Below are 26276 nucleotides of genomic sequence, written 5' to 3' on the forward strand. Positions count from 1 at the left end.
CTTTGACAAACGTTCCACCGGATTTTATAGTAAGAAGAGTTATGGATGATTCATAGTTTCATGAAGGTCCATTTAAACAGATCAGTAGAATGGTTCGAAGTTCATGTCATTTTTTTTCGGAAATTGTGGACAACTCTTTTCTTGGTTAAGATAATCACAAAACAATGGAGGGCTCTATATGTCACAGAAAGCACCGCTGTCTTTCGTCATTGTAACAGGATTAATGCTTTTTGCTTTATTTTTTGGTGCAGGAAACTTAATTTTCCCTGCCATGCTCGGTCAATCCGCGGGGACCAATTTATGGTCGGCCAGTTTAGGATTCATCATTACTGGTGTTGGACTGCCATTCATTACAATATTGGCCTTTGGTTTTTCAGGAAAAAATGATGTTCAATCGCTTGCAAGCAGGGCACACCCCTTATTCGGCATCATTTTCACCGTCGTTCTTTATTTATCTTTGGGACCGCTTTTCGCACTTCCCAGAACGGGGAGTGTATCCTACGAAATAGGGATTAAACCTTTCCTATCTAATGATGTCGGTTTTTTACCATTGCTGATATTCACGATCATATACTTTGGGATTGCCTGTTTATTATCCATCAATCCATCAAAAATGCTCGATATCGTCGGAAAAATATTAACACCTTTATTATTGATTTTCATCGGGATTCTCATTGTGGTCGCAATTATTAACCCAATGGGTGAAATCCAGGCACCAGCGGCTGATTATTCAGATAATTCTTTCTTTAAGGGATTTAAAGAAGGATATTTGACCATGGATACGCTGGCCGGATTTGCATTTGGGATCATCGTCATCAATGCAATCAAAGATAGAGGGATAACATCAAGAAAAGAAGTGTTGGGCTTCTGTCTGAAAGCCGGCTTAATAGCTGCCACCTTGTTGGTGATCGTTTATGCGTCTATAACTTATGTAGGTGCAACAAGTGTGGAAAAGCTCGGTCAACTGGGTAATGGCGGAGACGTTTTGGCTCAAGCCTCGAACCATTTTTTCGGACAGGGTGGTGCCGTGTTGTTAGGATTGATTGTAATCGCGGCTTGCCTGACGACAAGCATCGGTTTGATAACGGCTTGTGCTACGTATTTCAATAAAATACTGCCTGCCGTATCGTATAAATCATATGTCGTCATCTTCTCCGTTTTCAGTGCGGCCGTTGCCAATGTAGGTTTGACCAAGCTGATTTCCATTACAGTGCCTGTGTTAACTGCGCTTTATCCCGTGGCGATCGTTTTGATCGTTCTTACGTTCTTCCATTCCTTATTCAAAGGGAAATCGGAGGTATATTTAGGAAGCTTATTATTAACGGCCATCATCAGCATAATGGATGGAATAGTGGCATCAGGCATTAAACTGGATGCCGTTTCGGACCTTTTCACTCAATACCTTCCACTATATAGTGTAGGGGTGGGATGGGTGATTCCTGCCATCATCGGCGGTGTATTGGGCTATATGGTATACCTATTGAAAGGTGACCCTAAGGAAGCCTATTAAGGGATATCAGAGTGAACCTCGAATAACGTTGATTTCCACTCCAGGCACTCGCTTTCCGCGGGCGGTCCGGGAGCCTCCTCGGCGCTCTTTGCGCCTGTGGGGTCTCCCTTGGCCGCGCTTTTCCACAGGAGTCTCGTACCTTCCGTTCCAATCAACTGGATTGTCTTTAAAGAAAAAACTGTAGTTGGTTTCATCTTTAAGCTTGATTAAGTGGTTACACTTTCGGTTTTTATTGTTTATGAACCCTATTGGATTGAAGAAATTTGCGACACTCCTGCCGARTAWCTGGCTAGCMRAGACCCCACARCCGCTTGCGGTGAGGAGGCTTGGCAGACAGTCGGCGGAAAGGGAGCGGATTTCAGAAATCAAGCTGRAACGTCTTTTATATAAAAAAGCTGCAGCAATCTAGTTCAATATGGTTTTTTATTGTTTTATGAACCCTTGTTGGATTGAAGAAATTTGCGACACTCCTGCCGAATATCTGGCTAGCCAAGACCCCACAGCCGCTTGCGGTGAGGAGGGGCAGACAGTCGGCGGAAAGGGAGCGGATTTCAGAAATCAAGCTGAAACGTCTTTTACATAAAAAAGCTGCAGCAATCTAGTTCAATATGGTTTTTTATTGTTTTATGAACCCTATTGGATTGAAGAAAWTTGCGACACTCCTGCCGAATATCTGGCTAGCCAAGCCTCCACAGCCGCTTGCGGTGAGGAGGCTTGGCAGACAGTCGGCGGAAAGGGAGCGGATTTCAGAAATCAAGCTGAAACGTCTTTTACATAAAAAAGCTGCAGCGAACTAGTTCAATATGGTTTTTTATTGTTTTATGAAACTCTTATTGTATGGAAGAAAGCTGCGCCACTCAGTTTGTTTTGATGAGTCTTGGTTAGAGTAAGGAAAAGATTTCTGAAATGAAAAACTAACTTTACTCCGAGTTTATCTACAGTCGGGGAGCTGTCTTGATGACAGCTCCTTTTCTTAGTGTTTGTTTTTAAAGGGAAAGAGCCTTAAAATGTTCAGAAAGGGGTGTAGGAACATAATGATCAATCGATTACCAACAGAAATAGCAAATATATTACAAGCAAGCAAAAAGAATCCTGCTCAATTTGAGGAATTGATCAGGAGCGGCGGATATCTCCCTCCCGAGATGGAGTTGATGGTGGATGCCATCACGGCCTTGAGCATGGGGAAGAATATCCTTTTGAAGGGTCCGACAGGGGCTGGAAAGACAAAGTTTGCCGAGACTTTATCGAACTTATTCAATCAGCCGATGTTCAGCGTCAACTGCTCAGTCGACTTGGATGCAGAAAGCTTATTGGGCTTCAAGACGCTGGCTTACAAAGAGGAAAAACAAGTGATAGAATTCGTACCTGGACCAGTGACCAATTCGATGAATCACGGTCACTTCTTATATATAGATGAAATCAACATGGCAAAACCGGAGACTCTGCCGCTTATCAATGGTGTGCTTGATTACAGAAGGACKATAACGAATCCGTTCACCAATGAAGTGATAACGGCAAAAGAGGGCTTTAATGTGATTGCTGCAATCAACGAAGGGTATGTCGGGACAGTGCCGCTGAACGAAGCGCTAAAAAATAGGTTTGTCATCATTGAAGTTCCTTATATCGAAGGGGAGCAGTTAAAGCAATTGATAGAAACCAATACAAAGCTGAAGGACCCAAGAAGTATTGATTTGTTCGTTAAACTGTCGAGTGATTTGATAAATGCCGTGAATCAAGGGAAGGTGGCTGAAGATGCGGCGTCGATCAGGGCTTTGCTTGATGCTTGCGATCTGAGTGTGTTGATCCCGCCGAAACGGGCGATCCTTCGTTCCATTGTGGATAAGTTGGACGAGGAACGGGAGCGTGAGTTCGTGAAGAACTTGGCTGACACATTATTCTAACTAGGAGAATGCCTCATGAAGTATATCCGGTTCAATGATTCAATAATAGATACGGCACTTTTTTTACAGCTTCAGGATCTCTCGACTGTTTTATCCGGCATTCCTGAGCTGGAATTCGAATACAATTATGGCTCCTTCATTGACCTGATCGAGAATAAGGTCACTGCCAGCCACTTTTGGGAAAATGGCAATAAGGAAGTGAAGGAAGCAGGGCTGAAAACGGACGTGCTTCTTAGAACGATAGGCACGCTGCATCATACAACAATCCGGAGCATGAAGGAGTACCAGGACAGCATCGGGGAAAGTTCACTCCCGAAGTTTGCAGCCCAATTATTCGCTTTGCTGGAAGATTTGCGATTGGAAGAATTGGTGAAGAAAGAAAGACCAGGCACGAAAAAATGGTTTTCGGTAAGGGGGGCTTACCTTAAACAATATTTCGAAAGCCAATTGGCGACGAATGTCACAAGAAGTTTTGCACTGGATGAATTATATTGCCTCATATATTTACTGCTTCAATCCGACAGGCCGGATCCGATTTTTCCGAGAGCCAACGAAAGGCAGCTGGAAGAACTGGAGAAACTCAAACCGTTCATCCATTCGGTCTTTGATGCCACTAAAACCAGTGATATCACGAGGATTTGCGAGCAAATCGTTTTCCGTGTGAACGATGGGTACGAAGATACGATGAATGAATATTTCATTTTCCCCATTGCAAGTGTGGAAAAGTATAAAGCAAATACCTTATTTGATGAACTAACTAGAAATGATGAACTGTTGAACGATGATACAGATGATGCAGACGAAGAAAAAAGTGAGTTCATTGATGAAAAATTTTCGACTTGGCATCGGGAGAACAAGAACGGTGAAAGTAATTCGACGTTTCTCCAATTTGAATTGGAGCAGGGAACGAAAACAAGCCTGATGGGCGGAGGTGCCCGGGAAGCGGAAGATGCCGACCAAGCACTGGCTTCGATCCAGGGTTCATCAGGGGAAAGTCAACAAAAGGAATACAATCAGCAAGAAACGCTGGAGAAGAAACAAACCAATATGGGCAAAAGCGGTGAACATCCATTTGGTGAAGAAAATAAAGACGTCGTTCAGGTAATCAAAGAAGCCAAAGTACCAACACTTATGGAAGAGAAACGCTACCGAGAGTTTGTTGCGGATATCGAACCGTTCAAGAGGAAACTCTCCAGTACCATTGAAAAGACGCTGGAAAATAAAAAGAACGCACCAAGAAAAGATTTGGTTTTTGGCCGTTTATCAAAGAAATTACTCCCGCTTGTATTTGAAGAAAATCCAAGGGTCTTTTATAAAAAGAACCAGGATTCTAATGAAATGGATGCGGTATTCACATTGCTTATCGATTGCTCGGCTTCCATGCATAACAAAATGGATGAAACGAAACGAGGGGTCGTCCTGTTTCATGAAGTGCTGAAGAAATTAAGGATCCCCCACTCGATCGTGGGTTTCTGGGAAGATGCCAATGAAGTGAGGGAAGGATATCAGCCGAACTACTTCCATGTGATCCAGTCCCATTCCGATTCTCTTTATCTAAACTCAGGAGCTAAAATCATGCAGCTTGAGCCAGAGGAAGACAACCGCGACGGATACAGTATCAGGGTTGCCACAATGGAATTGGAAAAAAGGCGCGAAAAAAACCGTTTCTTGCTCGTATTTTCCGATGGTGAGCCGGCGGCAAGCGATTATGATCAAAATGGAATTGTCGATACACACCTTGCTGTTTCGGAAGCCAGGAAAAAGGGCATCGAGGTCATCGGCCTGTTTTTAGCGGATGGAGGCATCGATGAGAGTGAAGAGATGACGATGAAAAACATCTATGGCAAAGAACGCCTGATGATTCCGAGTGTAGCTGAATTGCCAGAGCAATTTACACCGCTGTTAAAAAAATTGCTGCTGAAGACCATTTAAGAAATATGTAGATAAAAACGCAGTAGGATTCAAGTTTTGGATCTTACTGTTTTTTTTTGGCTTTGTCAGCAATTGGTGGAAACTTAAAATGAACGTCGAATGGGATTTCTTTTGTCGTGATTGGGGTAAACCATAGATGAGGAAGTGATCATTTTGATGAATGTACTTTTTATGCTGCTTTATTTTATAATCATTGTTCTTGTAATTGAAATATCGGTCACCTTGATGAAATTGACTGGATTAAAAGGCACAGTGGCAAGATTTCAGGTTATTTCCATGCTGACGGGCACTGGTTTTACAACTGACGAGTCAAAATCCATTATCGATCACCCCATTCGACGGAAAATAAGCATGTTCTTAATTTTATTTGGTGCATTCTCGCTTGCTGTCATCATTTCATCGATCAGTACATTGCTTACAGATGATCTGCGTTTGATGGAGTTAAGCATCATTATTGGAATCCTGTTGGTTTTAACCGTTTTAGTGAAGGTTCCATTCCTGAATAATAGATTATCTAATAAGATGAAAAGTGAAATGTACAATCATTATGAATTATGGGAACACCCGATAGAAGAGGTCTTATTTTTAGAAGATGAAGACGTGGTCATGGAGATCGATATTTATGAGGACTCGGAGTTCATCGATGTCAAAGCCTTTGATGTCATTTCAGATGGAGCCGACATCAACATTTTATTTATTGAAAGCGGAGAAGTGAAAATCAGAAAAGAGCTATATGAGTATAAAATCAAATTAGGGGATAATCTCTTTTTATATGGAAATAAAAAAGAGATAGAAGAAACATTCTCAAAAGAAATCGAAGAGATGAAGAAGAAAAGTGCATCAGACTGAAAAGATCCCAGCCTATATTAAGACTGGGTCTTTTGAAGATTGTCTTCATTAATGTTTTTTATTCGGTAACTTCTGAGCGGGATTCCCATTACCTTGACGGCGCATATTGCCTTCTTCCTTTTTTTGCTGCTCTTGAATGCTTTCAACAAACTCCTTTGAACTTTTCATGGAATGTACCTCCTTCGTTATTTTCTTTTTTACTATAACCAGAAGAGGTGGAATTCATGAGTAAGCAAAAAGTAACGGTGGTCATACATGGACTTAAGTGGTAATTTTGTTCCACAAGTGAGTTGAAAAGAATATGGGTCAATCGTTTTAAATATCGCTATCTAATGTTAGAATACATTACATTAGAATATTTTGAATATTGACAAAAATAGGGTCGGTATCTATAATAATCAATAATAATATCCATGAATAAACGTTTATTGGGGTTTTGCCTATGGAACGGACAATGACCGTCCGGGATTTATGTGCGTTGCATACTCATTTATTGAACAGTGATATTCAAATTCTTGAAAACCTATCAATGAATTTACCGTTGATAGCCGATTTGAATAAAGCGAATGTGTTTATTGATTGTCCGGTGCGTGAAGGGAAGCATGCCATTGTCGTTGCAGAGGCATGCGGACACTCCGTGAAATCGGTTTACGATCATCCGGTTGTCGGTAAATTTGCTTATGAGGCATTCGAACCGGCCGTATTTTATGTATTGCGCACCGGAAAGGACATGTTCGTGAATCGGGCATTGACTCAAGAGGGAGCGATGGTCCAGCAAAGTGTCGTTCCAATCAAGGGGGAATGCAATCGGGTCATCGCCGTTTTGATCATGGAAAAGGTGATTCATGAAGAACGTGAATCTTTCAATCAGTTTGATAGGCAAGATCAACAAAATTCCTTAGTTCCTGAATTTATTGAGGAGTCCATTTTCCTGATTAATAACCAAAACCGACTTGTTTATACGAATCCTGCTGCCATTAATTTAGTATCGGAAATATGTTTGACGGACTGTGTTTTAGGTGAATCGATTTTCGATTATTTTCCTGGCTTTGCCGATGTTCTTGCTTCAAAAGAGGACATTTTGATGAAGGAAATGAACATTGGTAAAAAGATTATCCAACTAAAGAAGTTCCATTTGGGCAACAAGAATTCCAATGAAACGTTCATCATCATCCGGGACCTGACTGAACTGCGGGATAAAGAAAGGGAGCTGATCAGCAAGTCAGTGGCGATTCGTGAAATTCATCATAGGGTGAAGAATAATTTGCAGACAGTGGCCAGTTTACTTCGGCTGCAAATGAGGTTAGGAGCCCCTGAAGAAAGCAAGCCCCATTTATTGGTCAGTTTGAACCGGGTGTTAAGCATATCGTCGGTTTATGAAATCATTTTGGCAAGCAGTCAGGTCGATCATGTGGATCTGCTGGAGCTTATTAGAAAAATAGGCGATATGATCGTTCATACGGAGGGTCAAGCTCGCCAATGCGTAAGCATTGAATATAGGGGTGAGCTTCATTCGATTGATTCCGACATTGGCATTTCGGTCGCGCTGGTGGTGAATGAGCTCATTCATAATTGTGTGAAACATGCTTTCAAGGAAGGGACGGAAGGGAACATTACCGTATGCTTACAAAAGGATGGTCCTGAATTGGAACTTCAAGTAAGAGATGATGGGATTGGATATTCACCTGCAATGAAACCTTCTTTGGGGCTGGATATCATCCGCATGACGGTGGAAAATGATTTGGATGGGGAGTTTTCGATTCAGCGGATTAAAGAAGGTACCCTGGCTTCTGTAAGATTTCCATACAAGAGGTAGGTGGGAGAAGTGGACAAGAGGATTTTGGTCGTGGAGGATGAATCGATTGTTCTGCTTGATATAACGATCATGCTCAAGGATGCAGGCTTCGATGTGGTTGGACATGCCCGTAATGGCGAGAAGGCGATTGAATTGGCACATGCACTGCAGCCGGATCTCGTTTTGATGGATATCAAAATGCCGAAAATGAATGGGCTTAAGGCTAGCGATGTGATATCCAATACCTTTCAGATTCCGGTCCTTCTTTTAACTGCATTCAGCCAGCGTGAATATATCGACGAGGCGAAGCGAGCGAACATCGTCGGATATCTTGTAAAGCCAATTACGGAGGCGAATCTGATTCCGGCAGTGGAGATAGCTTTGCTGCAAGCAGCCAATACAAAGAAGTATCAGGAACGAAATGCTCAATTGGATGAAACGCTCACAAATCGCAAAGTCATTGAAAAGGCAAAAGGAATCATCATGAAAAGGAAGAATGTCACCGAAGAAATCGCTTACAATAAACTGAGAAGGCTTAGTATGGATAAGCAGCTTTCCATGGAGACGGTGGCACGTCGAATCATTGCAAATGATCAAAAACAAGTAAATAGATGAAGCAATGGCGCTTTGATGGACCAAATTGGTTGTAGGCAGGCATTTCTGCCGAAAAACCTAAGTTTGGGCTATAAGAGGCGTCTTTTTTATACCCTTTTTTTAAGTCGATAGGCCAAATCAAATCGGAATTCAGGGGGAATATGTATGGAGATGGTAGGTAAATTCGTTATTTATATCATTATGGTGTGTGCCGTTGTCGGTGCTATTGCATCGATTAAAGACAGTGAGCAGGGCTTGGGGAAACAGTTCATGGAAGGTTTGCATACCGTTGGCCATATATTTATCCCGGCAGCTGGAATCATGGCCTCGATCCCTTATTTATCTTGGTTCATCAATACAGTATGCGGCCCGGTTTTCGCTGCGATCGGTGCAGATCCAGCCCTCGCCGCAACAACGATTTTGGCGACGGATATGGGGGGTTACCAATTAGCGGCCGAGCTGAAGGAATCCTATGAAGGCTGGATCATGGCGATGATTGTCGGCTTTATGTCCGGGGCAACGATTGTATTCTCGATTCCAATGGGGCTTGCGATGCTGGAGAAGCGTGATCATAAATACATGGCACTTGGTGTCATGTCAGGAATCCTGACGATTCCGATTGGCGCTTTTATCTCAAGCGTGCTGGTGGTGGCGACGAATTCGAAAATCCGCGAGGTGATTTCCACGAATGCGGATTCTACATACGAATTCGCGTTGAGCTATTTGAAAATTGCCCTGAACCTTTCTCCGCTTCTTATTTTTGTGGTCTTGCTCGCGTTAGGTCTTTATTTCCTGCCGGATTTGATGATCAAAGGTTTCATGTGGTTTGGAAAAATATTGGACGCCGCGATTAAACTAGTGCTCGTGTTTTCGATCGTGGAAATTTTCACCGGATTGTTTTCCAAAGTATTTGGTGCTTGGGGCTTCCATCCGATCATGGCCGATAAGGCAGACCAGTTCCGTGCCCTGGAAACGGCGGGGTATATCGGGATCATGCTGGCAGGTGCATTTCCAATGATTTACCTGATTCAAAAATATGCAGGCAAGCCATTGGAAGCGATGGGCGGGAAAATCGGGTTGAGCAAAGCCGGGAGTGCAGGGATATTAGCCACAGTAGCCAATATATTGGCAATGTTCAAGCTTGTTAAAGAAATGCCGCCGAAGGATAAGGTCATAAACATTTCCTTCGCTGTGTGTGCGGCCTTCCTATTGGGTGATCATTTATCATTCACAGCCAACTTTCAGCCTTCCTTAATATTACCGATCATTGTCGGGAAGCTATCTGCCGGAGCGATTGGGATCGGTCTTGCTTACTGGCTGTCCGTTCCGAAAGCTTTGGAATTAGAAGAAAAGGATCGAGCAGCAGGAGTTATCGGCATAAATGAATATAAAACGAAAAACGAGGAAGAAAACAGCAATGAAATCCAAGTGGTGTAAAACTGGGGTGTGATTTTAGTGAATGAACAGGTGGAACGAATCATCAGTGCAGGAATTGATATTGGCACCAGTACTACGAAACTTGTTATCAGCGAGCTTTCGCTTAGGAATGTGGCGGGTGGCGGACAGGTGCCAAAAATTGAAATTACCGATAAGGAAATTCTGTATCGAAGTCCCATTTTCAGGACCCCGCTTGTATCCGAGACGGTAATTGACATACCTGCTGTTCAAAGAATGGTGGAAAGTGAATACCAAAAAGCAGGAATCACGATCGAAAACATACGAACAGGGGCTGTCATCATCACTGGGGAAACGGCAACCAAACAAAATGCAGAAGAAATGGTGTACCGGTTATCTAATGCGGCGGGTGAATTCCTTGTAGCGGCAGCCGGTCCGGATTTGGAAGGGATCATTGCCGCCAAGGGATCCGGCGCCTATCAACATTCCATCAAGACAAGAAAGACTGTAGCGAACATAGACATTGGCGGGGGGACAGCGAATATTGCCGTATACCGTTCAGGCATGCTTTGCGGAACCTGCACACTGCATATAGGAGGCCGTTTGGTGGAGTGGGAAGGAGCGAAGGTGAAGGTTGCTCCTTCAATAGGAAAATGGCTGAAATCAATAGGGCGCTCTCCTTTGAATGGTGAAGGGGCAATCATCGCAAATGAAATGGCGAAGGTGCTTTCGAGGTTTTTGGCTGGCTCCTTCACAAAAGAAGATGAACTTCTATTAGTTGGGAAGGAGCCATCTTGGACAGAACGAATAGACGTGTTGATGTTCTCGGGCGGTGTCAGTGATTGCATCTATCATGAAGAACGGGAGGACGAAAGCTTCCGGGATATCGGCATGATGCTTGCCGCCTCCATCAAGGAAAGTGAAGAATTGGCCGCATGGGAGTGGGAACAGCCAGTTGAAACGGTTCGGGCGACTGTACTTGGAGCAGGAGCACATACAACTGAAATCAGCGGAGCAACCATCGAAGTGAATGATTCTCATCTGCCAGTTCGTAATATTCCAGTCTATCGGGTCGATTTTCATGGCGGGCTTGATGATGTAACCGCGAAAATGACACAGGCTGTTCAGGATGCGATCACAATATACGACGCTTTGCAGGAGGGGCTGAATTTTGCCTTTTATTTAACGAATTTACCTTATCAATCATTTCGGGACATTCACCGGCTTGCAGTCGCTTTTACCGAGGCACTGAAGCAAAAACCGAATCGGCAGCAGCCTCTGATAATTGTCATGGATAGTGATTATGGAAAGGCACTTGGTCAAACCATTCTAGCGAACCAAGCGGATCTGCCGGTCATCTGCATTGATCAGACAGAAGTGGAACATGGTGACTATTTAGATATAGGAAGGCTGCTGCGGACAGGGGTCGTTCCGGTTGTAGTAAAAACGCTAACCTTCCACAGTTAGGAAAAGGAGGATCATACGATGAAATTATCCACTCAATACTTTGGGGAAATCCATCAATTCAAATCGTTGAAAGAAGTCCTGGCCAAAGCGAATGAAGAGAAATCAGGAGATAGGCTTGCGGGAATTGCAGCAGATTCCGTTCAAGAACGGATTGCGGCGAAAGCGGTGCTTAGCGAATTGACTTTGGCGGACATCAGGAACTATCCCCTGCTTTCCCCGGAAGAGGATGAGGTGTCGCGGATCATAGATGGTCTCATCAATGGAACCATCTATCAATCCGTGAAGAATTGGAGCGTTGCCGAACTGCGTGAATATATTTTGAGTGACGAAACGACAGGCGAGGACTTAAAGCGATTAAGCAGGGGATTGAATAGTGAAATGATTGCAGCGGCAGCCAAGTTGATGTCGAACCTCGACCTTATCCATGCAGCCAATAAAATCGAAGTGCTCACCAAGAATAATGGCACGATCGGATACAAAGGAACGCTTGCTTCGCGCCTTCAGCCTAATCACCCGACAGACAATGTGGATGGTATGCTGGCTTCTTTAAAAGAAGGCCTCTCCTATGGAATCGGGGATGCACTCATTGGAATCAACCCTGTCGATGATTCGGTCGAAAGCGTAAAGCGGCTGCTTCATGCGACACAGGATGTCATCCAGAAATGGAACATCCCGACACAAAATTGTGTGCTTGCGCATGTGACCACGCAAATGAAGGCCGTTCAGCAGGGGGCGCCTGCTGATATGATCTTTCAAAGCATAGCCGGAACGGAAACGGCCAATCGCTCTTTTGGAATTAACGTACAATTGCTCGAAGAAGCTAATGAGATAGCGAAGGCCTATGGCACCGGCACAGGCCCGCAGCATCTTTATTTTGAAACGGGGCAAGGCTCCGAGTTATCGGCCGAAGCGCATTTCGGTATCGATCAGGTGACGCTTGAAGCCAGGAACTATGGATTTGCCCGTTATTTTGACCCGTACATTGTCAATACGGTCGTCGGTTTCATCGGACCTGAATATCTATATAACAGCAAGCAGGTCATCCGGGCTGGGTTAGAAGATCATTTCATGGGGAAAATGCATGGACTGCCGATGGGGGTGGATATTTGCTATACGAATCATATGAAGGCGGATCAAAATGATATCGAGGACTTGGGTGTACTTTTAGCGGCGGCTGGTGTGAATTTCATCATCGCTACTCCGATGGGTGATGACTGCATGTTAAACTATCAGTCTTTGAGTTATCACGATATAGCGACTTTGAGGCAAACGATGGATAAGCGGCCTGCCCCATTATATGAAGCTTGGCTGGAGAAGATGGGGATTATGGAGAACGGAAAATTAACGAAGCTTGCCGGTGATCCAACTATATTTAACCATTAGGAGTGGATGATATGGGAATGAATAATAAGGAAGATTTGGATGCCATGATAGCGAAAACCCCTGCGCGGATAGGGGTAGGCAGGTCAGGGACCCGGCCGAAAACGGATTCGTGGCTGAAATTCCGTTTTGACCATGCAGCGGCCGTCGATGCTGTATATGGTGAAGTAAGTGATATTCTTTTGAAGCGCTTGGATTTATTCAAGGTGAAAACGAAGGCCGATGATAAGGAAGTCTATTTACGGCGTCCGGATTATGGCAGGAAGCTTTCGGATGAAGCAAAGAGGGTGATAGATGCCAAATGCATAAAGGCTCCAACGGTTCAAATCATCATTTCCGATGGCTTAAGTGCCAAGGCAATCGAAGAAAATGTCGAGGACGTCTATTTATCTTTCAAACAATCTTTGGCAGTGGCAGGTCTGGATACGGGTACACCATTTTATATTGAAAAGGGCCGGGTTGCCGTGATGGATGATATCGGTGAAATCCTTGGACCTGAGGTCATTGTCCTGTTGATCGGTGAACGGCCCGGTCTTGTCAGCGCTGAATCATTGAGCGCTTACATTTGCTATAAACCACGTTTGGGCACCATTGAAGCGGAGAGGATGGTCATTTCCAACATCCATAAAGGAGGGATCCCCCCTGTTGAAGCTGGAGCGCATCTTGGCACGGTCATTCAAAAAATCCTCAAATACCAAGCGAGCGGCATGTCCCTCGTGAAGAAGGAACATGAAGAAGAAAAGCATGAAAAACTAGGCTGAACCCCTAGTGTCTAAAAAAGGAAGTTTGGATGGTCTCATTTGACGATCATTAAGACTAGGTCGTTGATTTCCTCTCAAGGCACTCGCTTTATATGTATTTTTATTGTTTTATGAATCCGTAATTGGATGGAAGAAAATTGCGACACTCCTGCCGAAAAGCTGGCTAGCCAAGACCCCACAGGCGCTTGAGCCGAGGAGGCTTGGCAGACAGTCGGCGGAAAGGGAGCGGATTTCTGAAATCGACTGGAAATACTTTTAAAATAAAAAAACTGCAGGCACTCGCTTTATATGTATTTTTATTGTTTTATGAATCCGTTATTGGATGGAAGAAAAGTGCGACACTCCTGCCGAAAAGCTGGCTAGCCAAGACCCCACAGGCGCTTGAGCCGAGGAGGCTTGGCAGACAGTCGGCGGAAAGGGAGCGGATTTCTGGAATCGACTGGAATACTTTTAAAATAAAAAAACTGCAGGCACTCGCTTTATTTGCCTGCAGTCTGGGGGGAGCGGATCGCTCCCCTATTTACTTGTCCCTAAATTCCATAAACCAAACGGGTTGTAGAAGGGATGTTCTTCTTCATATCTAAAGTCTTGAAGGCCCGTCAATATAAAGTCGGGTGCATCTTGCTGAATGCTAAAGGTTTCGCCATTCTTAAAGAGAGGCCGTTCACCTACATGGTAATAATTAAATGTGTTAAGCAGGGCAGCCGCCTCTTTCGGACTCATTGTGTTAAGTGTCACGGCATCCGGAAGACCAAAGGCTTTCATTCCGAAAGAACAATAATAGTCTTCCTCTCCGATGATCGTGACAAAATGGGCATATACCGAGAGAATATCCGGGCTATGATGAAGATGCAGCCAATCTTCCTTTGAATGGGCAATTCCCGCCGTTTCTATTTTCACTGCCATTCCGCCTGCCTTGAGGATCGCTGCCCCGGCATCGATCAAATCGATAACAGTTCCGGTATCGGATACATCGGCTATTATATAAACGGTAAAGGTATGGCCATTGATTTCCTCTAATGCATTCTCTGAAAAGGCGTCTTTACTGGCGTAAGAAAAGCTCTCTTTTAAAGTGGGTTCATAATCATGGATCTCCGCCTGAAACGTAATGTTCTTATCACTGTTATGAAAAACATTCCCGGCTAACAGATACCCTTCGCTTTGGGAAGCAACCGTTTGAATCAATTCTGTCCGGTCCTTCCATTTCCCGGGTATCCCGATGATGATTTGGTTGTCCTTCATGGATCATCTCTCCTTTCCAATCACTTCATACTATACCACTACTGATGTTTTCCATAGCATTTCATGAAAAATGGCGTAAAGTACCGATAAATGCCAGTGAGGGATGTGCAGGACTTTTTCAAAATTATACAATTGATGTATAATATAATCTAGTAAACGTATAGCCTATCTTCAAAGGAATTCCCCTTGTGGGTTTTCTCATAGGGCCGTATCTTAATTATCTATTCGTATAGATCAATGATGAAAGAGAGTGGAATATAATGGGTCGTAAGTGGAATAACATTAAAGAAAAGAAAGCGTCAAAAGATGCTAATACTAGTCGGATTTATGCTAAGTTCGGACGGGAAATATATGTAGTGGCAAAACAAGGCGAACCAGATCCAGAATCCAATCAGGCATTAAGGGTCGTACTTGAGCGTGCGAAAACGTACAATGTTCCAAGAGCGATCATTGACCGTGCGATTGAAAAAGCCAAAGGCGGTTCGGAAGAAAACTATGACGAACTTCGTTATGAAGGATTCGGTCCAAATGGTTCAATGGTCATCGTGGATGCATTGACAAACAACGTGAACCGGACGGCATCCGATGTACGTGCCGCATTTGGGAAAAATGGCGGGAATATGGGTGTCAGCGGATCTGTTGCTTATATGTTCGATGCAACGGCTGTCATCGGGATTGAAGGTAAAACGGCTGATGATGTTCTTGAACTGTTAATGGAAGCGGATGTTGATGTACGTGACATCATTGAAGAAGAAGAAAGTGTCATCGTTTATGCCGAGCCTGAACAATTCCATGCTGTACAACAAGCATTCAAGGATGCAGGAATCAGCGATTTTACAGTGGCAGAGCTGACGATGCTTGCACAAAATGACCTAACCCTTCCGGAAGATGCACAAGCACAATTCGAAAAAATGATTGATGCATTGGAAGATCTGGAAGATGTTCAACAAGTTTATCATAATGTAGATCTTGGTGAATGATAAAATGAGCAGGCCTTTGCTATGTGATCAAAGGTCTGCTTATTTCATTTGAAAGGAAAGAGCCTGTTTACGAATCACGAAACAGGCTCTTTCCTTTTATTATTCACTTATGGTGATTCCGGAAAGTTCACGGTCTTTCTTTACCTTTTCCAATTCTGAAATAGTGACAAGTTGATAATCTTGGTCATGCAGTTGTTTAATGATTTTTCCTGCAGCCTGGGCGCTAGTTTGATAGATATCATGCATTAATATGACTTTGCCATCTTTGGCTTTGCTCATCACTTTGTTTACGATTTTCTTTTCATTGCGTTCTTTCCAATCCTCTGGATCGACATCCCAAAGTGAGACTTTCATATCCTCCATGTATTCCCGCACATTATGGTTAATCGCTCCATATGGGGGACGGACGAGATTTGGCTCAGTACCTGTAGCTTTTTTTACAGCGTCTTGGGTCTTTTCGATTTGATCTTCGATTCTGTTCTTGCTTAAGCGCGTCAGCTGCGGATGATCCCATGAATGGTTGCCGATCTCATTTCCTTCCTGCAGCATTTTTTGCAGAACTTCCGGATAGTGCTGTACGCGGCTTCCAAGTACGAAAAACGTCGCGTGACCATCATATTTTTTCAGGACTTCCAGGATGGACATGGTATGACTTGGATGCGGCCCGTCATCGAACGTCAAAGCAATGACCTTTTTTGAAGGGTCGATCCATTCATTTTGCACGGGCAGTTTGGCGACGATATGTTTTGGCTGCCATTCCTTTACACGATCCTCATTCAAATCTTGACTTTGATATGAATCTAGCAAACTATCTTTAAAAAGATCCTTCTTGATGGCTATTGTATGGGTCTTAGTTGAATCATCAGTCTTAACGTAGAAAACGAGCGTATTTTTCAAGACTGAAAAAGAATTGAAGTTGGCTGCCTTCAGTTTGTTTTCCTTTTTAATGAGACTGTTTGAAATGCCTTCTTCTTCCTTCTGCGTTAACTCTTCAAAAACAATATCGGATAAAACGGATAAATAATCAGTATCCGTGGCAAAGATGTCTTCTATGGAGAGCTTTTGCTGAGATGGAATATCATAAGTGAAGATCTGGGTTCCAGACTGCTTCTTTCCTTCCACTTGCTCATATTTATCGAAGGAAATCGTAATGGTCTGTTTGCTAAAATGGAGGATCGTATAGGTGAGGTTAAGCTCGGAAGCTTTTCCGTCGGATGCTTTCCATTTCTTTTCATAATCCTTAATTTCTTTCTTTATGTAGGCTTCTAGCTGCTTGTCGATATTTTCTAAATGCAGAACGGGCCTGCTGGCTGAATACCCGCCTTTCGTATTATCTTTCACATACGTTTGAATATCGGCTTCTGGGTAATTTTTATCAGTTGTATAGGCCGAAACGGTTCTCTTCTTATCAAAAGCAAGGCTTTTAATGGCTAACCCCATCGTTCCTACAGCAGCTGTTAGACAAAATAGAAAAATAAAGACTTTTTTATAATTTAATTTCCTCATGATGCACTCCACCTCGATAATCATTCTACTATATAGACGCGCCAAAAGCCTTAAAAGTTTGTAAAAAATTTCATTTTTTTATATTTATATATTTTCTTGCTCATTTTCAAACTTTTATCGCTGCACCAACGTCTATTCTTTGTACCCAGGATACGTAATTTAAATGTAAGGAGCTCTAACATGTAATGAAAAACCCAGAAATGAATCAATTAATCGCGGCCCGGATAACCGAAAGGCAAGAGAATTTGTACAGACTTGCTTTTTACTATGTCAAAAACCAAGAGGATGCCCTGGATATCGTGCAGGAATCAATCAGGAAAGCGCTAGCCTCCAGCAGCAAAATCAAAGACGCCGCTTCTATAGATAGTTGGTTATATAAGATCATCGTCCGAACGGCACTGGATGTTTTGCGGAAGAAGAAGAAACTGACCGTCGCCGATGATGAAACAATAGAATACTTGCGCCGCGGTGAGGAGGATCACTATCCTGACCTGGATTTGCAAAAGGCCCTGGAAGGACTTTCAGTCAAGTACAAAACGGTAGTCGTCCTCCGTTTCTTTGAGGACCTGAAGCTGGACGAGATAGCGGAAGTGCTGGAAGAAAACGTAAGCACGATTAAAACGAGATTATATAAAGCGCTGCAACTATTGCGGATCAACATGACTGAAAGGGAGGAAACGAAAAGATGGAAAAAAAATTAAAAGATCTGCGGGAAGAATATCTTAAAATACCGATACCAAAGGAATTGAATGATGTCGTTCAAGCAGCCTTGAATGAAAAGCCAAGGAAAAAGCCGAGGGTTGGCAGGAATATCCTCGTGACAGCGGCTGCAGCGCTCCTGATCGTGACAGCTTCCGTAAACATCAGTCCGGCAGCGGCGAAAGCCATGAGTGATATACCGATAGTCGAGAAGGTCATCAAAGTGATTACCTTTGTCGAATGGAAAGAAGAAGCGAATAATTCTTCGGCAGTAATCAAAACGCCTGCAATATCCGGTCTCGAGAATAAACAGCTCGAAGATAGCTTGAATGAAAAATACTTATCGGAAAGCAAGCAGCTTTATAAGGAATTCACGGATTCCATGTCAAAACTGAAGGAAGGGGAAAAGGGCAATATATCGGTGGAAAGCGGATATGTGATATTGACGGATAATGAAACGATATTATCCGTACAGCGTTATACGGATACGATTTCTGCTTCCAGTTCTACAGAAAGTCAATTCGATACAGTCGACAAGAAAAACGAAGTGCTGTTAACGCTAAATAGCTTATTTAAAGATGATCGCTATCTTCAGGTGATCAGCGAAAACATCAAGGAACAGATGAAGCGGCAGATGGCTGAAGATCCGGAAAAGATATATTGGGTGGAAGATGATGATTTTACTGCTTTTAGAGGCATCGATGAAAACCAAAACTTTTATATAAACGAAGATGGCAAGCTAGTCATCGCCTTTAACAGCTATGAAGCTGCGCCGGGGTACATGGGGGCCGTCGAGTTCATCATCCCGACAAAGGTGCTGACAGACCTTCTTGTTGGTGATCAATATATCCATTAAAACGTCCCTATTGTAATTCTATGATGGGCGGAAGGTTTTTAAAACGGCACAATATCCATTAAAAAAGACGAACAACGTTACTTACTTACAGTAACCTTGGTTCGTCTCTTTTTTGTTCGAATTTCATCTGGTCCAGTTCCAGCCTCATTTTTTCCGTCTCCATAAGGAAGTTTTCATGTTTAAGTTTTTCAAGCTCCAGTTCAACTTGCAGCATCTTATGTTTGTTTTTTGACTGTTTTTCGAAATGGCTTGTCAGTATTCCGAGTATAGGGATGGAAAAAATCATTACCACGGTTATGATCCCGAACATTATGTTGCCTCCTCTTTTTTTATATCTATTATACGGTGAATATAACGGTTGTGGTGGGGTTATTTCAAAATTCATCATTTCCTTTTCTCATTAATAAGTACATGGCAACCAAAGTGATATCAAGCGTAATACCATGGATGAAGTTAGGGTAATATATCATTGATGGCCGCTTTCTATTAGATTATATGGACTGTTTTTTAGTGCGAAATCCGGACTTTTGCTTGTATGGTGGAAAGTCTACTTCTATTTATTTTGAAATTAATTATTTAAATATACTAAATATTTGTTTACAATAGTGAAATTTAAAGTTATTATACAATAATAAAAGGAGGGCTAGGTATGGCAACGATAAATAAACAGAAAATTGTGGATAGTGTACCTCAAAAAGGTTTTTTTGGAAACCCTAAAGGATTATTCACCCTTTTCTTTACTGAGTTCTGGGAGCGTTTTTCCTATTATGGCATGAAGGCCATTCTTGTTTACTATATGTATTACGAAGTTTCTAAAGGGGGATTAGGCCTTGATGAACCCACGGCCCTTGCCCTTGTATCCATCTATGGATCTTTAGTATATATGTCAGGTATAATTGGCGGCTGGCTCGCCGATAGGATTTTCGGGACTTCAAAAGCCGTATTTTACGGCGGTATCTTGATTATGCTCGGGCATATTGTCCTTGCTGTACCAGGCAGTCTTTCCATGTTCTTTGTTTCCATGGTACTCATTGTTCTGGGTACTGGTTTATTAAAGCCGAATGTTTCCAGCATTGTCGGGGAAATTTACGCAGAAAATGATGAACGCCGGGATTCCGGTTTCAGTATATTCTATATGGGTATCAACATGGGGGCATTCCTTTCACCATTTGTTGTCGGTACAGTAGGTATGGACTACAGCTTCCATCTTGGTTTTGGACTTGCAGCAATTGGTATGTTGATTGGTCTCATTGTCTTTGTTACAACAAAGAAAAAGAACCTGGGCTTGGCCGGAACTCTTCCTGCTAACCCATTATCACAGGATGAAAAGAAAAAAGTATTCACTAAATTGGGGATAGCCGCACTTATCATAGCTGCCATCATCGGCATCACTGCTTCTGCAGGCATCTTAACGATTGAAACTTTTATTAATCTTGTAGGTATTCTAGGAATCGTAATTCCGACCCTTTATTTCATTTTCATGTATCGCAGCCCGAAAACGACTTCTGTTGAACGTTCACGCTTGATTGCCTATATTCCTTTGTTTATAGCAGCCGTCATGTTCTGGGCGATTCAAGAGCAAGGTGCAACAATATTGGCAAGCTATGCAGACAAACGGACACAGTTGAACTTTGCAGGATTGGAAATAAACCCGGCATGGTTCCAATCTTTGAACCCTTTGTTCATCATTACCCTTGCACCAGTATTCGCATGGTTATGGATTAAATTAGGAAAGCGTCAGCCGACCATTCCTCAAAAATTCTCGATAGGCCTACTGTTCGCCGGTTTATCATTCCTGGTGATCCTGCTTCCTGTTTATTTCGGTGGATCAGACGCATTAGTCAATCCGTTATGGCTTGTACTTAGCTATTTCCTTGTAGTGCTTGGAGAACTTTGTTTATCTCCAGTCGGACTTTCAGCAACTACAAAATTGGCTCCGGCCGCATTCTCGGCACAAACGATGAGCCTGTGGTTCCTGGCAAGTGCAGCAGCACAAGCACTGAACGCACAAATCGTCAGATTCTACACTCCTCAGACCGAAATGGCTTATTTTGGAGTGATCGGTGTTGCTTCAATAATCCTTGGACTGGCCCTGATGGCCTTATCACCAAAGATTCAAGGTTACATGAAAGGCATTCGCTAACACATTAAAAAAGATGACCTCCGAATTAACGGGGTCATCTTTTTTTCATTTTTTGTGCCCTCGAAAATTCCCGATTGGGTGCTATATCGATTTTTATTTGAGGTCGTGATTCAAACCTTTAACTTTTTTTTAATAGGATCCACAGTGAACACTAAGACAAAAAATAAAATAATCTTGGGTATGGGTTCGATATCGAAGATAAAAAAAATACAATATCCTAAAATGAAATATATCGAAAATAGAATACCTAAGTACAATCTATTTTTCATTTAAGCCCTCCTCATTCCTTAATAAAATAAATATCTTGCTATGGAACGAGCTGAGTATCCATCCCAATTCCGCTTAACGCAATGGTCTTGCTTAGCTTTTTTTCCAGCTGCAGCGGCATTATTCCATTTAGAAGTTGAAATACCTAGTCCTATTGCGAAAACACCCATACCTGTACCTATATACTTATTAAACCAACCAACAGCAAGAGTTAATCCATTAACTTTGTTAGAAAATGAAGACATTTGAGCAGCTGCTTTTTTTACATTAATAGCTGACATTGTCTTAACAGTAGTACAATCATAAGTAATTCCGCCAGATTTATACACATATCCAGCTGCTTGAACATTTGGTACAATCATACTGAAAAATAAAGAAATACTCAAAAGAATAATTAATGCGGGGTTTACGAACATCTTATACCTTTTTGGTTTTTTTGCCATTATCATTACCTCCTAACTATATATCTAGTGATTCCATAATAAACTAATTTTTAACTTGATAGATTCCAAAAGAGCGAAGTGGAATTTCAGAAATGATACGGTTACCATAAAGAACTAGGCTAATATGAAAAAAAGAGCATCCTTTATAGGATTGCTCTTTTTTTTCCGGTTGTAAGAACCTTTTCCTTTTTTGTTTTTGATAATACGGGTGGAGGGGTCAAACGCCCAACGCATTCGGCTATTTGCCACTTCACCAATGGTTTTCTTATTGGTTTTATTCGTCTTAGTCATTGAATATATTCCTGCTTTTATAGTATTTGAACTGAATTTTAGCTTTGTACACCTTTGTTCTTGCTCGCAATAATTGAAGCCGCAATTGCAAAGGGAAGTAAAAAGAAAGCCAATATTCCATATCCAGCTCCTTCAAATCCTCTGATGTTCACAAAGCCGATGTAAAACAAAATAATTGAAGTTATAGCGGTTAATATGCCTGGTAAAAGCCTAACAAATAAAGATAAATGTAATTTCCTAAACCACCATGCTAAAAGTATTACTAGCATACCAGGGACGCAAGCAACCAGGAGGGGAACTCCGAACATCATTTTGTAACCTCCTCTAATTCATCATGTGAATAATTCCACAATAAGTAAATTTTATATTGTATTTTAACATGAAAAAGACAGCCGGTGGTGGTCATTTTCTTGGATGCGTGCGTGAGGGAAACAAAAGTCGAACGTAAAGGTGAGGTTAACTAAATTCTTAATATTGTTGGATAGGGGTTCTATTAAATTTTAAAACAAAGTTTGGAACAGGTGTGTGTGACTACTATGGAAAAGCGTGTCTAGGTGAACCCCGCAGGCGCAAGCCGAGGGCCGACCGCCCGCGGAAAGCGAGTGCCTGAAGCGAAAATCAACATGCAATTCGTAAAAGCCCTCAAAAAAACTGGAGGCAAAATCAATTAGTTACCGGGTTTGTACAGACAGACAAGTTCACTTACACGGGTGATCGGCCTTTTTTTATCAAAATCTCCAAATAGCCAACTGAAAAGTACAATACCTGCTACAAAATAGAATGCATATCCTAAATTCCCTGGCCACCTTATCGTTTCGCCACTGAAGTATTGCAGACCAGACTTAGCAAGAAACACGAATATGATACCCACTATACATCTTATGAAAAATCTTTTCTTTGTTATCGACATACTGCAAATCTTCTCCTTTGCTTATCCAGTTTACAATAAATATCCAATCATTTACATCAATGATTATTAAAATGAGTCCATTAATGTTGCGTAATGGGATGAATGTTATATTTATATCGCACTCGATTTTTCAAAGGAGGTAAAAATGAAAGGTTTACTTGGAATCTGCATATCCATGCAAATGACTTTCGTGCTGCTTTTCATCACCGGGATTACTCCAAAGTTGAATTCCTATGTTGGGGCCACCATTTATTTGATCATTGGGTGTGCAAGTCTGGTGATCAGCTTATATTTAGCAGGTAAGAAATTTCTCTTGGGTATTTCGTTTATTGCATTTATCTTTTCCTTGCTTATCATTTGTTTTACCATTTTCATTTATTTCTTGCCTGAAGCCGGGATGCCGCTGGAAATCCCTTTGTTTGAATAGGTGAGTTCATCCAAAATTCAAGCGAAAAAAGGGCATCTCATTGAGGTGCCCTTTTTAATTCCACATCTTTTTGAATCAGTTTGCTGCTGGAATCAATCCTTTATGAATGGAGACTTCCTGAATGGCACGGTAGACGGTTTCGACCATGAAATCAAGTTCCTTTTCTGACATGGAAAGGATCGGCATCATCGTGATGACTGGACCGAGTTCCCGGATGATCAGGCCATTTTCCCGTGCTGTATGGATGATTCCGGAAACGACATTCTCTTGGAGGGTGAACGTTTCTTTTGTTTGGCGGTCTTTAACGATTTCCACTCCAATCATGAAGCCGCGCTGGCGGATATCGCCGACTATCGGAAGTTCGTATAGCGCTTGCAGTCTTTTTGATAGGTATTTTGATTTTTTCTGGATGTCTTTAATGAGATTGCGGCTTTCCATTAGCTCGATATTCTTCAGGGCCAGGGCACAGGCAAGCTGATTTCCTGTATAGGTGTGACCATGATAGAAGGTTTTATGTTCTTCCCGTTCCCCCAAGAAGGATTGAAAGATCTGCTCGTTCATGATGGTGGCGGCGAGTGGCATATATCCCCCAGTGATCCCTTTACCCATGCACATGATATCGGGAACGACATCTTCCTGTTCGCAGGCAAACATCGTACCGGTTCGACCGAACCCTACAGCCACCTCGTCACATATTAAGAGGATGTTGTACTTTTTGCATAATTGCCCGACCTCTTTCAAAAAGCCATGGGGATGGGTAATGATGCCTGCTGCTCCCTGCACAAGCGGCTCGATGATCAATCCTGCAATTTCCTCGGATTGTTCCTGCAGTAACTTCTCCAGTTCCTTCAAGCAATGGTTTTTCACGGCTTCTGGATCTCCATATTCAGTCATGTGATAGGCATACGGTGAAGGGGCTGAAATCCGTTGAAATAAGAGGGGCTTAAAGATTCTATGGAATAGATCCATTCCGCCCACACTCACGGCACCGACAGTATCTCCATGGTATGCTTCGTCAAGCGAGACGAATTTGTTTTTATTCCGATGCTTGACGGGATCGATATTCTGCCAATATTGATAAGCGACTTTAAGGGCGATTTCCACAGCGGCTGATCCCGTGTCGGAGTAAAAGACTTTCGATAAAGAACCAGGAGTGATCTCTGCCAGTTTTTTCGCCAGTAAGATCGATGGTACATTCGCAGATCCGAGCAGCGTCGAGTGCGCGACTTTATTCACTTGCTCAATTAGGGCGCCGTTTAATTCCGGCTCGTTATGCCCGTGCACATTCACCCATAATGAAGCATAGCCATCGAGGTAGCGTTTGCCATCCACATCAATCAGGTAGCTGCCTTCGCCGCGTTCGATGATAAGTGGTTTACTTTCCCGATACGTTTTCATTTGTGTGAACGGATGCCATACATATTCCTTATCCCATTGTTCTAAATCCTGACTGTTCATGCTTCGAACACCTCTTTCAGTTGTTGGGTATATTCTTGATCACCAAGCAAATCAAGGATGCAGATCCTCAAGTCTTTTCTAACATCGGCCAGTGTCGGGATGCAGGCTAGGCCATTCAGCCCAGTCAGCTTTTCAATGGTTTCGATATTGTCTTGGTGAATCCGATCTTCTGCCCGGTAATGATTATACAAAATGGTTTTCACGTTTATATCATGGACTTGGGCATAAGAATGGGTCGTCACGACATCATGAATCGCCCCTAAACCGCTTGTGGATACGAAGAGGACAGGCATCCCGCAATCCCTTATGAAATCGGCCGTCATATAGAAACCTTCCGTTCGTTCAATAAGCGGCACAGCCAATCCTCCAGCGCCCTCGACTAATACGATGTCATACATTTCCTCAAGTTCATGAACCCTTTCCACGACTTTCCTCTCATCGATGAGACTGCCGGTTAATTTAATCGCCAAATGTGGGGAGGTTTCAGGTTCCAGTGTGTAAAACCCCGATTCCTTTACACCGAGTTCCTGCTCAAACCAAGATATATCCGGGTATGTATGATTTTCCTCATTGATTCCAGTTTGAAATGGTTTGAATATCGTAACGCTTTTTCCCAATGTTTGAAGAGACAGATAGAGTGCACTCGTGACGATGGTCTTTCCAATTTCCGTGCCAGTTCCGGTTATAAAGTAGGCTTGGCCCATGGGTGATTCAGCTCCTTTACGTTTATATATCTTGCAATGCGCGGACGTACTTGCTGAATGATGACAGCACATAGAATRCATAGCATTAAATCACCGGGTACAGGTAACAAAAAGCCGTAAAGAATCGTTTGGCTGATGGAAAGCGGCGTTTCCACAATCCACTTCATGGCACCATACAGCCAGATGCAGCCGAAAAGGTAAACGGTCAGCAAAGTGGCGGCATTAGCAAAGAATATGGAACGAATCGTGGAGAGGGAAAACCGGTTGATCAGCCATCCATTTACATAGGCTCCCAGTATATATCCGAGCAAATAGCCGAAAGTGGGTTTGAATATATAGCCGAATCCCCCGCCTTCAGCAAACACGGGCACCCCGATAAGTCCGATCAAGACGTAGCATAACTGACTGAGCATCCCAAGCCGGGGCCCCAACAATGCGCCTGCCAAATAGACTGCCAGAATTTGCAGCGTGAATGGTATGTAAGGGATAGGTATCTTAATGAAGGCGCCAATGGCAGTTAGCGCGGTAAAAAGGGCCACATAAGAAATCGTCCTTGCTTTCAAGTTTTTAACCCCCTTTTTTTGAAAGTGTTGGCAGAATGCCCACTATTAGTTTGCCTGATTCCTATTTTATATGTCAACTAATTTGTTATTTGGTTAACATATAAAGTGCCAGTTTTCTTAGGATTTAAAGGACAACTAGGAAAATATTGAAAAAAGGCCATTGAATAATATTTTGTATGTATGTTATTATTCTAACGATATGT

General features: G+C 42.7%; 25 protein-coding genes and 1 pseudogene. 15 read left to right on the forward strand and 11 right to left on the reverse strand.

Features of this window, described 5'->3' with window-relative positions:
* The first annotated feature begins 178 nt into the window (after positions 1-178).
* The 4 genes from brnQ to AC1DVB_RS04235 all read left to right on the forward strand — a co-directional run bounded on the left by brnQ (position 179) and on the right by AC1DVB_RS04235 (position 6192).
* Positions 179-1510 carry a branched-chain amino acid transport system II carrier protein gene (gene brnQ / locus AC1DVB_RS04220; RefSeq protein WP_477588268.1) on the forward strand — a complete coding sequence of 444 codons (1332 nt, stop codon included), beginning with the start codon at positions 179-181 and terminating at the stop codon, positions 1508-1510.
* Between the two features lie 1034 nt (positions 1511-2544).
* The gene (locus AC1DVB_RS04225; RefSeq protein ID WP_082609479.1) at positions 2545-3411 is read left to right on the forward strand and encodes an ATP-binding protein; all 867 of its coding nucleotides are present in this window, start codon (positions 2545-2547) and stop codon (positions 3409-3411) included.
* A gap of 15 nt (positions 3412-3426) precedes the next feature.
* Positions 3427-5343 (forward strand): vWA domain-containing protein, encoded by a 1917-nt coding sequence (locus AC1DVB_RS04230; RefSeq protein WP_034310612.1) that lies wholly within the window; start codon positions 3427-3429, stop codon positions 5341-5343.
* Positions 5344-5499: 156 nt separating this feature from the next.
* Complete coding sequence (locus AC1DVB_RS04235) at positions 5500-6192, forward strand: hypothetical protein (protein WP_230136496.1); 693 nt, start codon at positions 5500-5502, stop codon at positions 6190-6192.
* Between the two features lie 48 nt (positions 6193-6240).
* Here AC1DVB_RS04235 and AC1DVB_RS04240 read toward each other — a convergent pair whose 3' ends face one another.
* The gene (locus AC1DVB_RS04240) at positions 6241-6360 is read right to left on the reverse strand and encodes a DUF4023 family protein (protein WP_048686276.1); all 120 of its coding nucleotides are present in this window, start codon (positions 6358-6360) and stop codon (positions 6241-6243) included.
* 274 nt (positions 6361-6634) lie between these two features.
* On the opposite strand from AC1DVB_RS04240, the gene AC1DVB_RS04245 reads away from it, so the two are divergent.
* The 6 genes and pseudogenes from AC1DVB_RS04245 to eutC form a co-directional block, all read left to right on the forward strand.
* On the forward strand, positions 6635-8008 hold the full coding sequence (locus tag AC1DVB_RS04245) for a sensor histidine kinase (RefSeq protein ID WP_477588271.1): 1374 nt from the start codon (positions 6635-6637) through the stop codon (positions 8006-8008).
* Positions 8009-8017: 9 nt separating this feature from the next.
* On the forward strand, positions 8018-8602 hold the full coding sequence (locus tag AC1DVB_RS04250; RefSeq protein WP_053537393.1) for an ANTAR domain-containing response regulator: 585 nt from the start codon (positions 8018-8020) through the stop codon (positions 8600-8602).
* A 144-nt stretch (positions 8603-8746) separates the two neighbouring features.
* Positions 8747-10018 (forward strand): ethanolamine utilization protein EutH, encoded by a 1272-nt coding sequence (gene eutH / locus AC1DVB_RS04255; protein WP_034310619.1) that lies wholly within the window; start codon positions 8747-8749, stop codon positions 10016-10018.
* Positions 10019-10036: 18 nt separating this feature from the next.
* Complete coding sequence (locus AC1DVB_RS04260) at positions 10037-11443, forward strand: ethanolamine ammonia-lyase reactivating factor EutA (RefSeq protein ID WP_430756255.1); 1407 nt, start codon at positions 10037-10039, stop codon at positions 11441-11443.
* An 18-nt stretch (positions 11444-11461) separates the two neighbouring features.
* Positions 11462-12826 (forward strand): ethanolamine ammonia-lyase subunit EutB, encoded by a 1365-nt coding sequence (locus AC1DVB_RS04265; protein ID WP_477588274.1) that lies wholly within the window; start codon positions 11462-11464, stop codon positions 12824-12826.
* Positions 12827-12849: 23 nt separating this feature from the next.
* A pseudogene (eutC, locus tag AC1DVB_RS04270) lies at positions 12850-13584 on the forward strand (ethanolamine ammonia-lyase subunit EutC); the annotation flags it as partial.
* A 516-nt stretch (positions 13585-14100) separates the two neighbouring features.
* Here eutC and AC1DVB_RS04275 read toward each other — a convergent pair.
* Complete coding sequence (locus AC1DVB_RS04275) at positions 14101-14826, reverse strand: DUF4261 domain-containing protein (protein ID WP_098865850.1); 726 nt, start codon at positions 14824-14826, stop codon at positions 14101-14103.
* A gap of 260 nt (positions 14827-15086) precedes the next feature.
* Here AC1DVB_RS04275 and AC1DVB_RS04280 point away from each other — a divergent pair, with 260 nt between their 5' ends.
* Positions 15087-15806: a YebC/PmpR family DNA-binding transcriptional regulator gene (locus AC1DVB_RS04280; RefSeq protein WP_053536610.1), complete on the forward strand. Its 720-nt coding sequence runs from the start codon at positions 15087-15089 to the stop codon at positions 15804-15806.
* A 99-nt stretch (positions 15807-15905) separates the two neighbouring features.
* On the opposite strand, the gene AC1DVB_RS04285 is transcribed toward AC1DVB_RS04280, so the two are convergent.
* On the reverse strand, positions 15906-17312 hold the full coding sequence (locus tag AC1DVB_RS04285) for a polysaccharide deacetylase family protein (protein ID WP_095679308.1): 1407 nt from the start codon (positions 17310-17312) through the stop codon (positions 15906-15908).
* Positions 17313-17497: 185 nt separating this feature from the next.
* Here AC1DVB_RS04285 and AC1DVB_RS04290 point away from each other — a divergent pair, with 185 nt between their 5' ends.
* Both AC1DVB_RS04290 and rsiV read left to right on the forward strand, forming a co-directional pair.
* A complete protein-coding gene (locus AC1DVB_RS04290) occupies positions 17498-18013 on the forward strand; it encodes a sigma-70 family RNA polymerase sigma factor (RefSeq protein ID WP_034310632.1) in 516 nt (171 codons plus the stop codon).
* Positions 17998-18867 (forward strand): anti-sigma-V factor RsiV, encoded by an 870-nt coding sequence (rsiV, locus tag AC1DVB_RS04295; RefSeq protein ID WP_063574876.1) that lies wholly within the window; start codon positions 17998-18000, stop codon positions 18865-18867. Before AC1DVB_RS04290 ends, rsiV begins: the two co-directional genes overlap by 16 nt.
* Before the next feature lie 85 nt (positions 18868-18952).
* Here rsiV and AC1DVB_RS04300 read toward each other — a convergent pair whose 3' ends face one another.
* Entirely contained in the window at positions 18953-19177 is a 225-nt protein-coding gene (locus tag AC1DVB_RS04300; protein ID WP_057279147.1) for a hypothetical protein, read from the reverse strand.
* 339 nt (positions 19178-19516) lie between these two features.
* Here AC1DVB_RS04300 and AC1DVB_RS04305 point away from each other — a divergent pair, with 339 nt between their 5' ends.
* A complete protein-coding gene (locus AC1DVB_RS04305) occupies positions 19517-21010 on the forward strand; it encodes a peptide MFS transporter (protein ID WP_057279146.1) in 1494 nt (497 codons plus the stop codon).
* A 287-nt stretch (positions 21011-21297) separates the two neighbouring features.
* Here the strand turns inward: AC1DVB_RS04305 and AC1DVB_RS04310 are convergent, their stop codons facing one another.
* The 4 genes from AC1DVB_RS04310 to AC1DVB_RS04325 form a co-directional block, all read right to left on the reverse strand.
* On the reverse strand, positions 21298-21720 hold the full coding sequence (locus AC1DVB_RS04310; RefSeq protein WP_230134953.1) for a hypothetical protein: 423 nt from the start codon (positions 21718-21720) through the stop codon (positions 21298-21300).
* 114 nt (positions 21721-21834) lie between these two features.
* A complete protein-coding gene (arfA, locus tag AC1DVB_RS04315; RefSeq protein ID WP_454861869.1) occupies positions 21835-22011 on the reverse strand; it encodes an alternative ribosome rescue factor ArfA in 177 nt (58 codons plus the stop codon).
* A gap of 38 nt (positions 22012-22049) precedes the next feature.
* Positions 22050-22322, reverse strand: a complete 273-nt coding sequence (locus AC1DVB_RS04320; RefSeq protein WP_230134951.1) for a YesK family protein — start codon at positions 22320-22322, stop codon at positions 22050-22052.
* Between the two features lie 356 nt (positions 22323-22678).
* Positions 22679-22921, reverse strand: coding sequence for a hypothetical protein (locus AC1DVB_RS04325; protein WP_430756258.1), 243 nt, complete (start codon positions 22919-22921; stop codon positions 22679-22681).
* Positions 22922-23066: 145 nt separating this feature from the next.
* Here AC1DVB_RS04325 and AC1DVB_RS04330 point away from each other — a divergent pair, with 145 nt between their 5' ends.
* Positions 23067-23348, forward strand: coding sequence for a hypothetical protein (locus AC1DVB_RS04330; protein WP_454861868.1), 282 nt, complete (start codon positions 23067-23069; stop codon positions 23346-23348).
* 75 nt (positions 23349-23423) lie between these two features.
* On the opposite strand, the gene bioA is transcribed toward AC1DVB_RS04330, so the two are convergent.
* The 3 genes from bioA to AC1DVB_RS04345 are packed head-to-tail and all read right to left on the reverse strand — an operon-like array spanning position 23424 to position 26073.
* Positions 23424-24806 carry an adenosylmethionine--8-amino-7-oxononanoate transaminase gene (gene bioA / locus AC1DVB_RS04335; RefSeq protein ID WP_477588280.1) on the reverse strand — a complete coding sequence of 461 codons (1383 nt, stop codon included), beginning with the start codon at positions 24804-24806 and terminating at the stop codon, positions 23424-23426.
* On the reverse strand, positions 24803-25510 hold the full coding sequence (gene bioD, locus AC1DVB_RS04340; RefSeq protein WP_477588282.1) for a dethiobiotin synthase: 708 nt from the start codon (positions 25508-25510) through the stop codon (positions 24803-24805). The genes bioA and bioD overlap by 4 nt, the downstream gene beginning before the upstream one ends.
* A complete protein-coding gene (locus AC1DVB_RS04345; protein ID WP_034310656.1) occupies positions 25489-26073 on the reverse strand; it encodes a biotin transporter BioY in 585 nt (194 codons plus the stop codon). Before AC1DVB_RS04345 ends, bioD begins: the two co-directional genes overlap by 22 nt.
* Positions 26074-26276 lie beyond the last annotated feature (203 nt).

The organism is Peribacillus sp. P4_D6, assembly GCF_056401795.1.